This is a genomic window from Aeromonas sp. s4 (assembly GCF_040907855.1).
In the GTDB taxonomy this organism is placed as follows: domain Bacteria; phylum Pseudomonadota; class Gammaproteobacteria; order Enterobacterales; family Aeromonadaceae; genus Aeromonas; species Aeromonas caviae.
Map to the genome: position 1 here is coordinate 41,296 of NZ_JBFOCP010000003.1, position 15,734 is coordinate 57,029.

Annotated in this window: 17 protein-coding genes; 15 read left to right on the forward strand and 2 right to left on the reverse strand. The window is 64.8% G+C overall.

The genetic code is table 11. From position 1 onward, the window contains the following. Positions 1 to 16 precede the first annotated feature (16 nt). The 5 genes from AB5Y89_RS01065 (at position 17) to AB5Y89_RS01085 (ending at position 5,055) form a co-directional block, all read left to right on the forward strand. Entirely contained in the window at positions 17 to 775 is a 759-nt protein-coding gene (locus AB5Y89_RS01065) for an ATP-dependent zinc protease (protein ID WP_010674089.1), read from the forward strand. Between the two features lie 3 nt (positions 776 to 778). Beyond that, a complete protein-coding gene (locus AB5Y89_RS01070) occupies positions 779 to 2,317 on the forward strand; it encodes an inactive transglutaminase family protein (RefSeq protein ID WP_010674088.1) in 1,539 nt (512 codons plus the stop codon). A gap of 3 nt (positions 2,318 to 2,320) precedes the next feature. Beyond that, positions 2,321 to 3,286: an alpha-L-glutamate ligase-like protein gene (locus tag AB5Y89_RS01075; RefSeq protein ID WP_039039849.1), complete on the forward strand. Its 966-nt coding sequence runs from the start codon at positions 2,321 to 2,323 to the stop codon at positions 3,284 to 3,286. Between the two features lie 299 nt (positions 3,287 to 3,585). Beyond that, positions 3,586 to 4,500 carry a hydrogen peroxide-inducible genes activator gene (locus AB5Y89_RS01080; RefSeq protein ID WP_010674086.1) on the forward strand — a complete coding sequence of 305 codons (915 nt, stop codon included), beginning with the start codon at positions 3,586 to 3,588 and terminating at the stop codon, positions 4,498 to 4,500. Positions 4,501 to 4,605: 105 nt separating this feature from the next. Beyond that, positions 4,606 to 5,055: a C40 family peptidase gene (locus tag AB5Y89_RS01085; protein WP_029314241.1), complete on the forward strand. Its 450-nt coding sequence runs from the start codon at positions 4,606 to 4,608 to the stop codon at positions 5,053 to 5,055. A 54-nt stretch (positions 5,056 to 5,109) separates the two neighbouring features. On the opposite strand, the gene AB5Y89_RS01090 is transcribed toward AB5Y89_RS01085, so the two are convergent. Continuing rightward, entirely contained in the window at positions 5,110 to 5,403 is a 294-nt protein-coding gene (locus AB5Y89_RS01090) for a hypothetical protein (RefSeq protein WP_010674084.1), read from the reverse strand. Between the two features lie 212 nt (positions 5,404 to 5,615). Here AB5Y89_RS01090 and AB5Y89_RS01095 point away from each other — a divergent pair, with 212 nt between their 5' ends. From AB5Y89_RS01095 to AB5Y89_RS01110, 4 genes are read left to right on the forward strand one after another with little or no spacing between them, the layout of a single operon-like run. After that, on the forward strand, positions 5,616 to 7,046 hold the full coding sequence (locus tag AB5Y89_RS01095; RefSeq protein WP_368222683.1) for a coniferyl aldehyde dehydrogenase: 1,431 nt from the start codon (positions 5,616 to 5,618) through the stop codon (positions 7,044 to 7,046). An 8-nt stretch (positions 7,047 to 7,054) separates the two neighbouring features. Continuing rightward, entirely contained in the window at positions 7,055 to 7,645 is a 591-nt protein-coding gene (locus AB5Y89_RS01100; RefSeq protein WP_151027818.1) for a TetR/AcrR family transcriptional regulator, read from the forward strand. Continuing rightward, complete coding sequence (locus AB5Y89_RS01105; RefSeq protein ID WP_201887771.1) at positions 7,635 to 8,162, forward strand: hypothetical protein; 528 nt, start codon at positions 7,635 to 7,637, stop codon at positions 8,160 to 8,162. Before AB5Y89_RS01100 ends, AB5Y89_RS01105 begins: the two co-directional genes overlap by 11 nt. Before the next feature lie 16 nt (positions 8,163 to 8,178). Next, the gene (locus AB5Y89_RS01110) at positions 8,179 to 9,363 is read left to right on the forward strand and encodes an iron-containing alcohol dehydrogenase (protein ID WP_368222685.1); all 1,185 of its coding nucleotides are present in this window, start codon (positions 8,179 to 8,181) and stop codon (positions 9,361 to 9,363) included. A 15-nt stretch (positions 9,364 to 9,378) separates the two neighbouring features. Here AB5Y89_RS01110 and cysM read toward each other — a convergent pair whose 3' ends face one another. Further along, positions 9,379 to 10,269, reverse strand: coding sequence for a cysteine synthase CysM (gene cysM / locus AB5Y89_RS01115; protein WP_368222686.1), 891 nt, complete (start codon positions 10,267 to 10,269; stop codon positions 9,379 to 9,381). Positions 10,270 to 10,423: 154 nt separating this feature from the next. Between cysM and AB5Y89_RS01120 the strand changes: the two genes are divergently transcribed. The 6 genes from AB5Y89_RS01120 (at position 10,424) to AB5Y89_RS01145 (ending at position 15,712) form a co-directional block, all read left to right on the forward strand. Then, positions 10,424 to 10,681, forward strand: coding sequence for a GNAT family N-acetyltransferase (locus AB5Y89_RS01120; protein ID WP_041212700.1), 258 nt, complete (start codon positions 10,424 to 10,426; stop codon positions 10,679 to 10,681). Continuing rightward, entirely contained in the window at positions 10,671 to 11,255 is a 585-nt protein-coding gene (locus AB5Y89_RS01125; protein ID WP_368222687.1) for a nucleotidyltransferase family protein, read from the forward strand. The genes AB5Y89_RS01120 and AB5Y89_RS01125 overlap by 11 nt, the downstream gene beginning before the upstream one ends. A gap of 70 nt (positions 11,256 to 11,325) precedes the next feature. Next, positions 11,326 to 13,149 carry a SulP family inorganic anion transporter gene (locus AB5Y89_RS01130; RefSeq protein WP_368222688.1) on the forward strand — a complete coding sequence of 608 codons (1,824 nt, stop codon included), beginning with the start codon at positions 11,326 to 11,328 and terminating at the stop codon, positions 13,147 to 13,149. Between the two features lie 122 nt (positions 13,150 to 13,271). Then, on the forward strand, positions 13,272 to 14,618 hold the full coding sequence (locus AB5Y89_RS01135) for an MATE family efflux transporter (protein WP_010674075.1): 1,347 nt from the start codon (positions 13,272 to 13,274) through the stop codon (positions 14,616 to 14,618). Positions 14,619 to 14,629: 11 nt separating this feature from the next. After that, positions 14,630 to 15,220, forward strand: coding sequence for a hypothetical protein (locus tag AB5Y89_RS01140; RefSeq protein ID WP_010674074.1), 591 nt, complete (start codon positions 14,630 to 14,632; stop codon positions 15,218 to 15,220). A 276-nt stretch (positions 15,221 to 15,496) separates the two neighbouring features. Beyond that, on the forward strand, positions 15,497 to 15,712 hold the full coding sequence (locus AB5Y89_RS01145; RefSeq protein WP_005313020.1) for a YdcH family protein: 216 nt from the start codon (positions 15,497 to 15,499) through the stop codon (positions 15,710 to 15,712). Positions 15,713 to 15,734 lie beyond the last annotated feature (22 nt).

The window sequence follows — 15,734 nt, forward strand, 5'->3', positions numbered from 1 at the left end:
AAGCAAATTAAAAGGAATGACCCTGCTCTCCCTGCTCAGTCTCGGCGGGTGTGTCAGTATGGAAAAAGCCCCCCCGGCCCCGACCCTGACGCTGGCCGAGCTGCGCAACGAGATCTCGTTGAGCGAGCAACGTCTGCAAACATCCATGGAACAGCAACAGAAGCAGTATGTGCAGCAACAGCACCTGCTGGTTCAGCTCAACACCGATGTCACCAACATGAAAGAGTCCGTGAAGAAAGTCGACAGCAAGCTGGCTACCCTGCCTCCCGAGCCGCCCAAGGCCATGCCCATTCCCACCGAGAAGTGCCCGGCGCCGAGCCAGGGCCACACCGTCGATGGCAAGCTGCTGGTGGGTGAAGCGGAGTGGATCTGGGTTGACGCCGCCAACGACGCCTTCCAGGCCCGGGTCGACACCGGCGCCACCACCTCCTCCATCAGCGCTCAGGAGATCACCATCTTCGAGCGCAACGGCAAGAACTGGGTGCGCTTCTTCCTGAGCCACCAGGAGATGGACGACAAGATCCAGATTGAAGCCCCCCTGGTGCGTCACGTGCGGGTCCGTCAGGCTTCCGCCGACGATCTCGACCGTCGCCCCGTGGTCCGCCTCGCCGTGCGCATCGGCGACATGACCGAGAAGGCCGAATTTACCCTGAAGGACCGCAGCGACATGACCTTCCCCGTGCTGCTGGGCCGTGAATTCCTCAAAGACATCGCCGTGGTCGACGTGGCCCGCGAATATATCCAACCCAAACCCAAGCTCAAGGATGTGAAATAATCCATGGTTTCCCGTAAGCCGTTCTATCTGCTGGTCGCCCTGCTCTACATCGTCGGCCTGGGGATGACCTTCTATCATCACATCGCGCTGGACGTCCCGCTCACGCCGGGTGAAAAGCGCCAGATCTGGTCCATCGAAGCCAAACTCGAGTTCGAGGCCACCGGCGAGCCGGTGATCGCCTCCCTGGCCATTCCGGGCACCCAGCCCGGCTTCACCCTGATGAACGAGAACGCCGCGAGCCCGGGCTATGGCCTGTCGTTCGTGGAAAAAGACGGGGATGCCCGCGCCGAGTGGTCCATCCGCACCGCCTCCGGCCGTCAGGAGCTCTACTACCGGGTCGACATGATGGCCGATGCCCATGCCAAGCCCGCCGCCAACCCGCAGCCGCCCGCCATCGAGAAGCAGATCGAGAGCGAGCCCTACGCCACGGCCATGAAGCAGATCCTGGAGCGCGCCCAGGAGCGCTCCGCCGACGGCTACACCCTGACCCGCGAGATCATCAAGGAGATCGAGAAGCAGGAACAGAACGCCGAGCTGCTCAAGTCCCACAAGAGCCGCGCCAATCTGATTGCCGAGCTGCTCAACAACGCGGACGTCCCGGCCCGGGTGGTTCACGCCCTCAGCCTGGAAGATGGCCGTCGCCGTCAGGAGCTGGTGGATTACCTGCAGGTCTTCAACAGCCCGACCGACTACAAGCTGTTCAACCCGCAAAGCGGTGAACAGGGTCAACCGGCCAACCTGCTGCTGTGGGAGTACAACTCCGGCGCCCTCCTGGACGTCACCGGCGGTCACAACTCCCGCGTCACCTTCTCGATGATCGAGCAGGAGCAACCGGTCAACGTGGCCCTGGCCCAGAAGTTCGAAAAATCCGAGATGATGAACTTCTCCATCCACAGCCTGCCCCTGGAAGAGCAAGCCCTGTTCAAGGGTCTGCTGCTCATCCCCATCGGCGTGCTGATGGTGGTGTTCCTGCGGGTCATCGTGGGGATCAAGACCTCCGGCACCTTCATGCCGGTGCTGATCGCGGTCGCCTTCATCCAGACCTCGCTGGTCACCGGCCTCATCGGCTTCCTGCTGATCGTCGGCACCGGCCTGGTGATCCGTTCCTACCTCTCGAGGCTCAACCTGCTGCTGGTCGCCCGAATATCGGCGATCATCATCATGGTGATCTCGATGATCGGCATCTTCTCGGCGTTCGCCTTCAAGCTGGGGCTGACCGACGGCATGAAGATCACCTTCTTCCCGATGATCATCCTCTCCTGGACCATCGAGCGCATGTCCATCCTGTGGGAAGAAGAGGGTCCCAAAGAGGTGTTCCGCCAGGGCGGCGGCTCCCTGCTGGTGGCGGTCATCGCCTACCTGGCCATGGACAACGAGCTCATTCGTCACCTCACCTTCAACTTCCTCGGCCTGCAGCTGGTGCTGATGGCGACCGTGCTGTTGATGGGTAACTACACCGGCTACAAGCTGAGCGAGCTCAAGCGCTTCAAGCCGCTGGTGGACGAGATGAAGTCTGGTGCCACCCCGGGTAAGGACAAGTAACAGATGTGGTTCTGGCAGAAATACACCAGTCCGTGGAGCCTGTCCCAGGCAGGCATCCTCGGCATGAACAAGCGCAACCACTCCTACATCAGCCGCTACAACCCGCGCCGCCTCTATCCGCTGGTGGATGACAAGCTCAAGACCAAGCGCATCGCGCTGGATGCGGGGGTGACGGTGCCTGAACTCATCGGCACCATCCGCGAGCAGCACGACGTGACTCGCATCACCGAGCTGGTGAAAGACTGGCCGGGCTTCTGCATCAAGCCGGCCCGCGGCTCCGGCGGCAAGGGGATCCTGGTGATCCTGCGCCAGGAAGACGGCCTCTTCTACAAGCCCAACGGCAGCGCCGCCAACGGCCAGGATCTGGAGCGCCATGTCTCCAACATCCTGGCGGGACTCTATTCCCTCGGCGGCAAGCCCGACGTGGCGCTGGTGGAAGGGCTCATCAACTTCGACGACGTGTTCGACGGCTACTCCTTCGAAGGGGTCCCCGATGCCCGGGTGATCATCTTCAAGGGGTTCCCGGTGATGGCCATGATGCGCCTCTCGACCTCGGCTTCCGATGGCAAGGCGAACCTGCACCAGGGCGCCGTGGGGGTGGGCCTGTGCCTGCGCACCGGCCGCGCCCTGCGGGCGGTGCAGTTTGGCAACCCGCTGCGCCACCACCCGGACACCGGACTGGATCTCTATGATCTGAAGGTGCCCCACTGGGACACCCTGCTCAACCTGGCGGCCTCCTGCTACGAGATGTCCGGTCTTGGCTACATCGGGACCGACATGGTGCTGGACAAGTTCCGCGGCCCCATGCTGCTGGAGCTCAACGCCCGTCCGGGCCTTGCCATCCAGATCGCCAACGGTCGCGGCCTGGTGCCCAACCTCAAGACCATCGAGAAGCTGGGTCAGGTCAAGATGAACGTGGAGCAGCGGGTCAACTTCGCCAAGGATCACTTCGGTATCTTCGACGAATAGTCCGCCCCCCCCTTCTGCAAAAACGCGCCCACCGGCGCGTTTTTTTATGGCCGCTCCTGCGCGCAGGGCGCCACGCCGGAAGGCCGATCCCCGTCACATCCCATGGCGGCGCCCCTTCAATGGCGCGGCACAAGGGGATAAGCTCCTGACCAATGAGGGGTGGCCAGCCCATCGGCGCAGGCCACCCCATGTGCGTGAGGCAGTGCGCCTGCCAGGGGGCACCGATTTGTCGGCGACAACGGGGCTTCTCGATGGTAGATTAATCAAATCAAATAGATAGCATCGATCGGGTTTCTCCTATGCAACGTTGGCCCAGCCTGAAGCAGCTCCAGTATCTGGTCGCTCTGGACGAGCACAAGAATTTCAACCGCGCCGCCAAGGCCTGCCATGTCAGCCAGTCGACCCTGAGTACCGGGATCCAGACCCTGGAGGACATGATGAACCTGCAACTGGTAGAGCGGGATCACAAGAGCTTCATCATGACGCCGGTCGGCATGGAAATCGTGGCGCGGGCGCGCAACCTGCTCTCCGACGCCCGGGATCTGATGGAGCTGGGGCAGCAGCAGGGGGGCGTCATGCACGGCACGGTGCGCCTGGGCTGCATCCCCACCATCGCCCCCTTCCTGCTGAGCAAGCTGCTGCAGGTGTGCGGCAAGGCCTATCCGGATCTGGAGCTGCTGCTGCGGGAAGACACCACCACCAATCTGCTCAAGCAGCTGGAGCAGGGGCAGCTCGATCTGCTGATCCTGGCGCTGCCGGTGGAGATCGGCGGCTTCCACAGCAAGACCGTCGGCCAGGATCCCTTCCACATGGTGATGCCCTCCCACATGGCTGCGGGCCTGCACATGCCGTTCGACTACAAGGAGCTGCCCAACCAGAGCATCTTCCTGCTGGAACGGGAGCACTGCCTGACGGAGCACGCGGTGAGCGCCTGCCGGCTGCGGGACAAGAGCAAGATCAACCCCTTCGCCGCCACCAGTCTGCACACCCTGGTGCAAATGGTGGGGGCCGGTCTTGGCACCACCTTCCTGCCCCAGATGGCCATAGATGCGGGCATCCTCGACAACACGGACCTGGTGGCCATCCCCCTGCCCGGTGAGAAACCCTATCGGGAGATAGGCCTGGTGTGGCGCCCCAGCACCACGCGGGTGCAGACCTTCTACAAGATTGCCGAGCTGCTGACGCCGCTCATTACCCCCAAACCGGCGGGGTGATCCAGTGGCTGCCCCACAGGCGGCCACTCGTCAATGCCGTTGTCATTCAGGTTCCAGGCAGGATCATCGTCTATGATGAACCCCGTGCCCTATCAAGGAGTTGAGATGTTTCGCACCTTGCTGCTGCCCCTGCTGGCCCTGCTTCTCGCCGCCTGCTCCAGCACGCCGGAGCCTCCCCCTCCCGTGCGCCAGAGCGGCGCATTCGACAACTTCTATCAGCAGTGGCGCGGCGTGCCCTATCGCATGGGCGGTACCAGCCGCGCCGGTCTCGACTGCTCCGCCTTCACCCAGCTCGCCTACAGCCAGGTGCTGGGCTTCACCCTGCCCCGCACCACGGAATCCCAGGCGAGTCTCGGCCGCCCGGTGGACAGATACCGTCTCCAGCACGGGGACCTGGTCTTCTTCAAGACCGGCTGGCAGCAGTACCACGTCGGGGTCTACACCGGGGCAGGTGAGTTCATCCACGCCTCCACCAGCAAGGGCGTGATCCGCTCGCGCCTCGACAACGTCTACTGGAACAGCCGCTACTGGCAGGCCCGCAGGCTGGTCCAGTAGGTGCGACCCCCAACATGAAAAGGCCCCGAGGGGCCTTTTCATGTTGTTGCAGGGTCAGTGCTTGCGGTGCCAGCGGGGCGAGGTGGCGCGCTCTCCCCAGGGGGTCATGCAGGGCAGCAGGGCCCCCTCGATGACGCCCTCATGGCTCGCCAGCGCCAGGGCAATCTTCTCGTGGAGCAGGCGCAGCAGGTTCTTCTCCTGGCCCGCCAGGGAGTGGCCTGCGGCGAAATACTCCTGCTGATGTTGCAGCGCCAGCTTCTGGGCAAACTCATAGGTATTGAAACTGTCCGGCATGCGCGCGATCACGTCATCCAGCCGGGCCAGCAGGCTATGCAATTCCCTGGTCATGTGCGGTTCTCCCTCCGAGTTGGTGACCCACAATTACCCCTTATTAGATATAAGACCAATCCGGATGCCTCAAAAATGGGAGCCCGGACACAGTTCCGGACAACGCTGCCCACTGGCAGCCACCCTCTGCCCTCGCCCGGTTTACAAGTCGGCAACGAATCGCTAGATTTGGACCGACTAATCAGTCGGTCACTTTTCGTGCGGAGCATGCCATGGACACCACCGTCACCCCCGCCTCACCGGACAAGTTCTCCCTCCCCGAGCAACTGCATCGGCTCAGGCAGGCCAGCCAGGCCACCCCCATGCCGGATCTGGCGTCCCGCCGTGCCAGACTTGATGCCCTCAAGCAGGGGCTGCTGCGCCACAAGCAGGCACTGTGTCAGGCCCTGGCCCGGGACTACGGCCAGCGCAGCGATTACGACAGCCTGATCGCCGATGTGCTCCCTTGCGTCATGCAGATCAACTACACCCAGAAACGGCTCAAGGGGTGGATGAAACCGGAGCGCCGTCATTCCGGCCTGCTGCTGGCCCCCGCCAGGGTCGAGGTGCACTATCAGCCCCTCGGCGTGGTCGGCATCATGGTGCCCTGGAATTTCCCGGTGATGCTGAGCCTTGGGCCCCTCATCGGCGCCCTCGCCGCCGGCAACCGCGCCATGATCAAGCTCTCCGAGTTCACCCCTCACACCAACGCCGTGCTGCGCACCCTGCTCGATGAGGCCCTCGGCGGTGACGAGGTGGTGGTCATCGAGGGGGATGCGGGGATCGCGGCCGCTTTCAGCGCCCTCCCCTTCGACCATCTCATCTTCACCGGCTCCACGGCGGTGGGTCGGCTGGTGATGGCCGCGGCCGCCCCCCAGCTCACCCCCCTCACCCTGGAGCTCGGCGGCAAGAGCCCCTGTCTCATCGCCCCCGACATGCCCCTGGCCCTGGCGGTGGAGCGGATGATCTTCGGCAAGAGCCTCAACGCCGGCCAGATCTGCGTGGCCCCCGACTACGTACTGCTGCCGAGGGGGCAGGAGCAGGCCTTCATCGAGGCCTATCAGGCCCATTTTCGCCGCCTCTACCCCCAGGGGCTCGAGAGCCCGGATTATGGCGCCATCATCAACGCTCCCCAGTACGAGCGGCTCACCGCCTGGCTGGAGGAGGCGAGGCAGGCCGGCGCCCAGATCCACCCCTGCGTCACACCCGCCCGGGATGACGCCACCCGCAGACTGGTGCCCCACCTGCTGACCGAGGTGCCCGGCCACTGCCAGGTGATGCAGCAGGAGATCTTCGGCCCCCTGCTGCCCCTGGTGCCCTATGACGACATCGAGGAGGCCCTGGCCTATGTGGCGGCCCGGCCCCGCCCCCTGGCGCTCTATCTGATGAGCCTGGACGAGACGCTGCAGCGCCGCCTCATCCGGGAGACCCACGCCGGGGGCATGGCCATCAACGAGAGTCTGTTCCAGGTGGCGGCGGACGATGCCCCCTTCGGCGGCATCGGTCCCTCCGGCATGGGCCACTATCACGGCCGCGAGGGGTTTCTCACCTTCTCCAAGGCCAAGACCGTGCTGCGCCGCGGGCGCTTCAGCACAGGCTCCCTCATTCACCCCCCCTATCGGCGCTGGTACCAGCGGCTGATGATGGCCCTGTTCCTGCGCTAGGAGGAGAGATGCGAGAGACCATGACCGACAAACGCCGCCAGATCCTGGATGCCGCCCTGGCCCTGTGCGCGGAGGATGGCCTGCAGGGCGCCGCCACCGCCCGCATCGCCAAGGCGGCCGGGGTGGCCAATGGCACCCTGTTTCATCACTTTCCCAGCAAGGAGGTGCTGATCCAGAGCCTCTACCAGGACATCAAACTGCGCCTTGGCGCCGCCATCACCGAGGCCGATGCCTCCCTGCCGCTCCAGGAGCAGGCCCGCCACTACTGGCACCAGGCCATGGGCTGGATGCAGGCTCACCCCCGTGAGCTCAGGTTCGTGCTGGGCTTTTTCCACTCCCCCCTGCTGGCCCGCCCCCTGCGCAGCCAGATCCTGGCGGAGACCCTGCATTTTCTGCCGAGCCTGCTCGCCCGGGGCCAGGCCAGCGGCGAGCTGATGTCGGCCCCGCCGGCCCTGATGCTGGAGGTGTGCCAGGGCCAGTTTCTGGCCTGCGCCTCCCTCTTTGTCGATCAGCCTGAACTGGGAGAAGACCCCCACTGGCAGGAGAGCGCCTTCACCCTCTTCTGGTCCGCCATCAGCGGAGGTTCTCATGCGCCCTGACGCCCTGCTTGCCACCGGCAGGCGCCTCTGGATTGGCAGCCTGCTCTGGATCATCGGCCGCACCCTGTGCCGCGCCGCCCGGGTCGACGAGGCGGTGCGCCGCGAGCTTGCCCCCCTGCCGGATGGCCTCACCATCAGGCTGGAGGTAAACGGCATGACCCGGGGGCTGAGTCTCTACAAGTTCGCGGGGCGCTGGCACTGCGGTGAGGAGGCTGGCAGGGCGCATTCGACCTGTGCCCATGACGGCCCCCACCCCCTGCGGGTGCGCTTCAAGCACCCCGCCGTCGCCTTTCGCGCCCTCAGTTTTCGCCTCGGCATCAACCAGGCCTTTTGCGAAAACCGGCTGCTGGTGGAGGGGGATCTCGACGCGGCCATGCACCTGGTGCGAGCGCTTGAGCAGTTGCAGAGCCTGATCCTGCCCGCCTTCATCGCGCGGCCCCTGCTTCGCCACTACCCGGACCCGCAGCGCAAGCTCGCGCGGGCCTGCCACATCTATCTGGGTCTTCTGACCGGTTGAACACGAGGAGAACGGGATGAGCCGTTATTACGATTTTTTCTGCCCGGTCAAGCTGATGGCGGGGGAGCAGGCGCTGGAGCAGTTGCCGGATGCCTTGAGGGGATTGGGGGCTGGCCGCCCGCTGCTGCTCACCGACAAGGGGGTCAGCGGCAGCGGGCTCGCCACCCTGCTGGCCCATGTGATGGCCGAAGGGGCCTTGCCGGTCGCCGCCATCTGGGACGAGATCCCGGCGGACTCCTCCACCGCCGTGGTGGAGCGGATCGCCCGCCACTACCGGGAGCTGGGCTGTGACAGCCTGCTCGCTCTTGGCGGCGGCTCCGTCATCGACACCGCCAAGGCGGTGAACATACTGGCGACCCTGGGGGGCGAGCGGCTGCTCGACTATGCCGGAGCGGATTGCCTGACCCGTCCCCTCAACCCCCTGGCGGTGGTCCCCACCACGGCGGGGACCGGCTCCGAAGTGACCCTGGTGGCGGTGATCAAGGACGAAGGGAGCGGGCGCAAGGTGCCCTTCACCTCCCCCTTCCTGCTGCCCCGGCTGGCGGTGCTGGATCCCCGCCTCACCCTGGGGCTGCCGCTGCCCATCACCGCCGCCACCGCCATGGATGCCATGACCCACGCCATCGAGGCCTTCATCGGCAACGGCAAGAACCCGGTCAGTAACGCCCTGGCCCTGATGGCGGTGGAGAAGATTGCCACCGCCCTGCCCAGGGTGCTGGCCCACCCGACGGACAAGGGCCTGCGGCTGCAACTGGCAGAGGGCTCCACCCTGGCGGGCATGGCGTTTTCCAACTCCATGGTGGGGCTGGTGCACGCCCTCGGCCACAGTCTGGGAGCGCGCTGCCACCTGCCCCATGGCCTCTGTATGAACCTCTTCCTACCCACCGTGCTCGACTACAACCGGCCCGGCATCGACCCCGAGCTCGCCCTCCTGCTGCTGCCCCTGGTGGGGCCGGAGCGCTTTGCCGCGACCCCGGCCGAGGGGAGACCCCAGGCCACCATCGAGGCGTTGCAGGCACTGCGCGATACCCTGTGGCAGACGGTCAAGCTGCCCCGTACCCTGCGGGAGGCGGGCCTCACCGACAAGGCGCTGCTGCCCGGGATCCGGGATCTCGCCATCAACGATGGCGCCCTGCTCTACAACCGCAAGGATGCGGACAGGGACCAGTTGCTGGCCCTGCTGGAGCGGGCCTGGGAGTAGCAGGCCCCTTGCCCGTCAGACATCGGGGGTGAAGACCCCGGTGGAGAGATAGCGATCCCCCCGATCGCAGATGATCGCCACCACCACCCCCTGCCCGATCTCCGCCGCCACCCGCAAGGCCCCGGCCACGGCGCCACCCGAGCTGACACCGCAGCAGATCCCCTCCTCCCGCGCCAGGCGGCGCATCATGACGAGGGACTCTTCCAGTGTCACATCCAGCACCCCATCGACCCGCGCAGGCTCGAAGATGGCGGGCCGGTAGGCCTCGGGCCAGCGGCGAATGCCGGGGATCTGGCTCCCCTCGGCCGGTTGCAGGCCGATCACCGCCACCGCCGGGTTCTGCTCCTTGAGGTAGCGGGAGACCCCCATGATGGTGCCCGTGGTGCCCATGGCCGAGACGAAGTGAGTGACCGCCCCGCCGCTCTGGCGCCAGATCTCGGGGCCGGTGGAGCGGTAGTGGGCATCCGGGTTGGCGGGGTTGTTGAACTGATCGAGCACCAGCCCCTCCCCCCGCGCCTGCATGGCCAGGGCGAGGTCTCGCGCCGCTTCCATGCCCTCTTCCACCAGCACCAGCTCGGCGCCGTAGGCCTGCATGGCGTCGCGCCGCTCCTGACTCATGTTGCTCGGCATGATGAGTCGCATCCGGTAACCCCGGGACGCCGCCACCATGGCCAGCGCGATGCCGGTATTGCCGGAGGTGGCCTCGATGAGCCGGGCTCCTGGCACTAAGTGACCACTCGCCTCTGCCTGCCTGATGAGGTTCAGCGCCGCCCTGTCCTTGACGGAGCCGGCGGGGTTGTTGCCCTCCAACTTCACCAGCAGGGTGACGCCGGGGTACGGATTGATGCGGTGCAGCGCCAGCAGCGGGGTGTTGCCTATCAGCTCGTCCAGGGTGGCGAAGGCCATGACGGATCCATCCTCTCTCAATGTTCTATACCTTGCCTTGCGACCATTCGCAGGCCGGCCAGTGTAAGCGAGCCCGCCATGGGCGCAAAGAATGGCGTTGGCAAACCCTGTCCGCCATGTTCTGATCTTCCCATTCACCCAGAGAGGACCCCCGATGAGCGACATCCTTCACCAGGCCGATCAGCAGCAGTTTGTCTGCACCGTGGACGGCAAGCTCTCCCGCCTTGCCTATCGCCGGCTGGACGCCACCACAGTGGACGCCTACAGCACCCAGGTTCCCCCCGAGCTGCGCGGACAGGGGATTGCCGACAAGCTGGCCCGCCGCTTCTACGACTGGACCCTCTCTGAGGGGCTTACCATAGTGCCGAGCTGCAGCTACATCGACGTCTGGTTGCGCCGCAATGCCGGTTGAAGCCGGGCCGCTGCGGGAGGCGCACCTGCGGGCCTGCACCGAGGCCCTGCTGCGGGCCGATCACCCGCGCATGGATTGCCTCCGGGCTGCGCGGGAGCTGGCCCTGCCCGACTGGGCCCTGGGGGCGGGGTTTGTGCGCAACCTCATCTGGGATCACCTCCATGACAAGGCCGAGCCCACCCCGCTCAACGACATCGATCTTATCTATCTGGACAACGCTGATCCGACTGGATTGAAGGAAGCCGATCACGAAGCCTGGCTCGCCGCCAGGATGCCGGGCCAGTCGTGGGAGGTGCGCAACCAGGCCCGCATGCATCTGCGCCAGCAGGTGCCTCCTTTTGCCAGCTCGCTCTCGGCCCTCAGCCACTGGGTGGAGATACCCACCTGCATCGGGGTCCGCCTGTTGGCAGATGATGCGTTCGAGTGGCTGGCCCCCTACGGCTTTGCCCCCAACTGGTCCCTGGTGGTGAGCCCCAATCCGCGCTGTCGCCAGGAGAGCCGTATCTTTAGCGAACGGGTCAGGGCCAAGGGGTGGCAACGCATCTGGCCTGACCTTGTGGTGAACTGGCCATGAGCGGATTGCAAAGGGCCGACAACCTTGGGCACACTAAGAAAAAGATGTTTGTAACTCAATGGGTTAAATAATGCGCGACTTCTTCTCTCTCGAGCGCTGGCTGCCGGGGCTCGCCGCCTTGCTGCAATACCAGCGGGCCTGGCTGATGCCGGATCTTCGCGCTGGCCTCTCGGTCGCGGCCGTGGCCCTGCCCGTGGCCATCGCCTATTCGGAGCTCGCCGGGGTGGGCGCCATCGTCGGCCTCTACTCCTGCATCCTGCCCATGGTGGTGTATGCCCTCTTTGGCACCTCCCGTCAGCTCATCGTCGGTCCGGATGCCGCCACCTGCGCGGTGATCGCCGCCGTGGTAACGCCGCTCGCCGCCGGGGATCCCACCCGTCACTGGCAACTGGTGATGACCATGACCGCCATGACCGGCTTCTGGTGCCTCATCGCCAGCCGCTTCAAACTGGGGGTGCTGGCAGACTTTCTCTCCCGCCCCATCCTGATGGGGCTGCTCAACGGGGTGGCCATCACCATCATGGTGGGCCAGCTCTCCAAGATCTTCGGCTTCACCTTCAGCGAGCGCTACCTGATAGAGCGGATCCTGAACGGCACCAGCTACATTACCCAGACCCATCTGCCCACCCTGGCCATGAGCCTGACCGCTCTGCTCACCCTGCTGCTGGCCAAGCGCTACAGACCGGCCTGGCCCTCCTCCATGGTGGCCATGGTGGTGACAGCGGCCCTGGTGTGGCTGTTCAATCTCGGCCGCGTCGACATCGCCACCCTGGGGACCATCGGCTCGGGGCTGCCCGCCTTCCAGATGCCGGACTTTCCCCCTGGGCTTATCCGTGAGCTGGTGCTGCCCGCCCTCAACCTCGCCATGGTGAGCTTCGTCTCCATGATGCTCACCGCCCGCAGCTTTGCCGCCAAGAACGGCTACGAGATTGATGCGGACAAGGAGTTTAGGGCGCTGGGCATGGCGAACCTGGCCGCCGCCGCCTCCCAGGGGTTTGCCATCAGCGGGGCGGATTCGCGCACCGCGGTGAACGACGCCAACGGCGGCAAAAGCCAGCTGGTCTCCATCATCGCCGCCGCCGTCATCGCCCTGGTCACCTTCTACCTGACGGCGCCGCTGCAATACATTCCCACCGCCGCCCTCGGGGTGGTGCTGGTGATGGCCTCCCTGTCGCTCACGGATTTTCGCGGCCTCTGGGCCCTGCGCGACTCGGACCGCGCCGCCTTCTGGCTGGCCCTCATCACCTTCATCAGCGTGCTGACCATGGGAGTGATCCCGGGGATCACCCTCGCGGTCCTGCTTGGCCTGTTCCAGTTCCTGCGCAACGTGATGCGCCCCACGGATCAGCTGCTCGGCATGGATGACGAGGGGGTGGTGCGCACCCTGGGGGACAACGAGCAGGCCAAGGCGATTCCCGGCATCCTGGTCTACCGCTTCAACTCCCCGCTCACCTACTTCAACGCCCCCTACTTCAAGCGGCGGGTACTGGCGCTGCTGGTGCAGGATCCCCACAATCCCAAGTGCCTGGTGGTGGATGCGGTGGCCTGCTTCACCCATCAGGACATCAGCGTCATGAGCATGGTGGGAGAGCTGCACAAGGAGCTCAAGCGGCGCGGCATCCACATGGTGATGGCCGGTCGTCACGGCCAGATGAGCCAGTGGTTCAAACAGGCGGGGATCCGGGTCGGCGAGGATGGCATCATCCTCTGCCCCGACATGTACCAGGCCCTGCGCATGACCCGCTGCTACCGGGAGCCGGTGTTCCGGGACGACGAGGGGGTGGAGAGCACCACGGATGCCCTGATCACCCGCTGGCCGCACGATGACGACCTGCCCGACTCGGCGCGCCTCACCCGCCCCAGCGAGCAGGAGGCCGGCGCCACGCCGGTCTGAGAGACATCCCCTGGTCACAGGCCCCCTCCTCCTGCGACCAGGATTGCACCCCGCCCCCGCTTGGTGTTAAATGCCCCTCCAGTTGGCCCTGACGAGGGCCATCGCCAGCACCTGGATATCCCATGCAGACTCAATCCCACGCGGGCCCGGGCTCCCTCTTCGCCCTGACCTGGCCACTGTTCATCGATCTGGCCCTCCACTTTCTGACCGGGGCCCTCAACACCTTCATGGTGGGCCACGTCTCCTATCAGGGGGTGGCGGCCCTCGCGGTGGGCAACCAGGTCTTCGATCTCGCCATCACCCTGTTCAGCTTCGTCAGCATCGGCACCAGCGTGGTGATCACCCAGTATCTGGGGGCGGGAGACAAGGAAAAAGCCCGCGTCGTCATCCACACCGCCATCGGCTTCAACCTGCTGGTGGGACTGGTGGCCGCGGTCGGCGTCATGGCGGGGGCCGGCACCATGCTGGCGCTGATGAACCTGCCTGCCCACCTGATGAGCGACGGCAGCCTCTACCTGCAGATCATCGGGCTTTGCCTGCTGCCGGAGGCGGCGGCCCTCTGCCTGGCCGCCACCCTGCGTGCCCACGGCCACACCCGCCAGGCCATGTACGTGACCCTCATCGTCAACCTCATCACCTTCGTCGGCAACCTGCTGCTGCTCTATGGCTGGTTCGGCCTGCCCCAGCTCGGGGTCGCCGGGGTCGCCATCAGCACGGTGGCGGGGCGCATCGTCGGGGTGGTGCTGCTGGTATGGCTGGTGGCGCGCAAGACTGGCATCCGGCTGCGTCTGCCCGAGATCGTCCGCCCAAGCCGCGCCATGCTGGACAAGGTGCTGCACATCGGTCTGCCGGCGGCGGGGGAGAACCTCTCCTGGATGCTGCAGTTCATGGTGGTGACCGCCTTCGTCGGCCTGCTCGGCGACAAGGCGCTGGCGACCCAGTCCTACTTCTTCCAGATCTGCCTGTTCATCCTGCTGTTCGGCCTCTCCATCGGCCTTGGCAACGAGATCATCATCGGCCACCTGGCGGGAGCCCGACGCTTCGATCAGGCCTATCGCCAACTGATGAAGAGCCTGAAACTCGGCCTCATCGTCACCGCTGCCATCGCCATCGCCGCCGCCCTCAACGGCCGCGCCATCATCAGCCTGTTCACCGACGACGCCGACATCATCACCCAGGTGGCGCAGCTCTTCCTCATCAGCCTCATCCTCGAACCCGGTCGCACCTTCAATCTGGTGGTGATCAACGCCCTGCGCGCCACCGGGGATGCCCGTTTCCCGCTCTACATGGCGCTCGTCTCCATGTGGGGCATTGCCGTTCCCCTGGCCTATTTCCTTGGTATCATGCAGGGCTATGGCCTGGTAGGCATCTGGCTGGCCCTCGCCTGCGACGAGTGGGTGCGCGGTCTGGCCATGTTCTGGCGCTGGCGCAGTCGTCGCTGGCAAAACAAAATTCTTGTCGAAACATAAGCGGAATCACCATGAAGAAAATCGGACTCTTGTTGACGGCCATCCTGCTCAGCCCGCTCGCCATGGCGCAAACCGCCCCGGCGACCCCCAAGGCGCAGGCTCCCCAGACCTGGTATGTGGCCCCCATCGTCATCGACGAGACCAGCGAAGCCCAGAAGGCCCTGACCAAGGAGTTCACGGCCCAGATGATCAAGACCATCAAGATCAACGAGTACCAGACCGGCAAGGCGGTGGGCAAGACCAAATCGCCCAAGTGGCTGATCCGCACCAAGCTGATGCCCGCCAGCACCGAGCCCCTGGTTGGCAAGAAGCACCCGCAGGGCCTCACCTACGGCAAGGGCATCCCCACCCAGGAGATCGTCGGCGAGCTCATCATGAACGGCACCCTGGTGGCCCACATCGGTCAGGGCTGGCGCGAACCCATCGTGCCGGGCACACCGGTGGCGGAGAAGATCTCCATCGCCAACTACCAGTACGCCATCGGCAACGAGGCCAAGGCGCCGGATCTGGAAGAGCTGGCGGCGCAGATCGGTTTCGAGGCAGGCAAGGTGATAGCCAGAGACGGCAAGCCCCTGCCCGAGAAGAAAAAGAAAAAAGAGTAAACGGCTCACCCGTTTCCAGTCAGGGGCCCCGCGCCCCTTTCTGTTGCCCGCCCCGTTGCAGACCCCCTCTCCCGAATGTGAAGCGGATCCCGCTTCTTTCCTCTGCTGCCCCTGGGTCAGCAGGCAATCATCATGTAATTCAAACAGTTAAAAATCACCCTTCCCATGCAGCAATTCCGTGGCCCCGAATTGGATCGGGATCACGTTTCTCCCCGGCAGTAAGGGGTACTTTGGTCTTGCAGGCACAATCAAACGACAACAAGGAGGCTTCATTACATGTTTCCGGAGTACAGAGATCTCATCTCGAAACTGAAGAGCAGTGATGTCCATTTCCAGAAGAAGTTTGACTTGCACAACGACCTGGATGCGGAGATCAGAAAGCTGGAGAAACACCACGCCAGCGACTACAGCTCCGAGGTGAAGGATCTGAAAAAACAGAAACTTAAACTGAAAGAGGAGATATACGACATCCTCAAACAACATCCACACTAGACGCCTCGACGAATACCTGGAT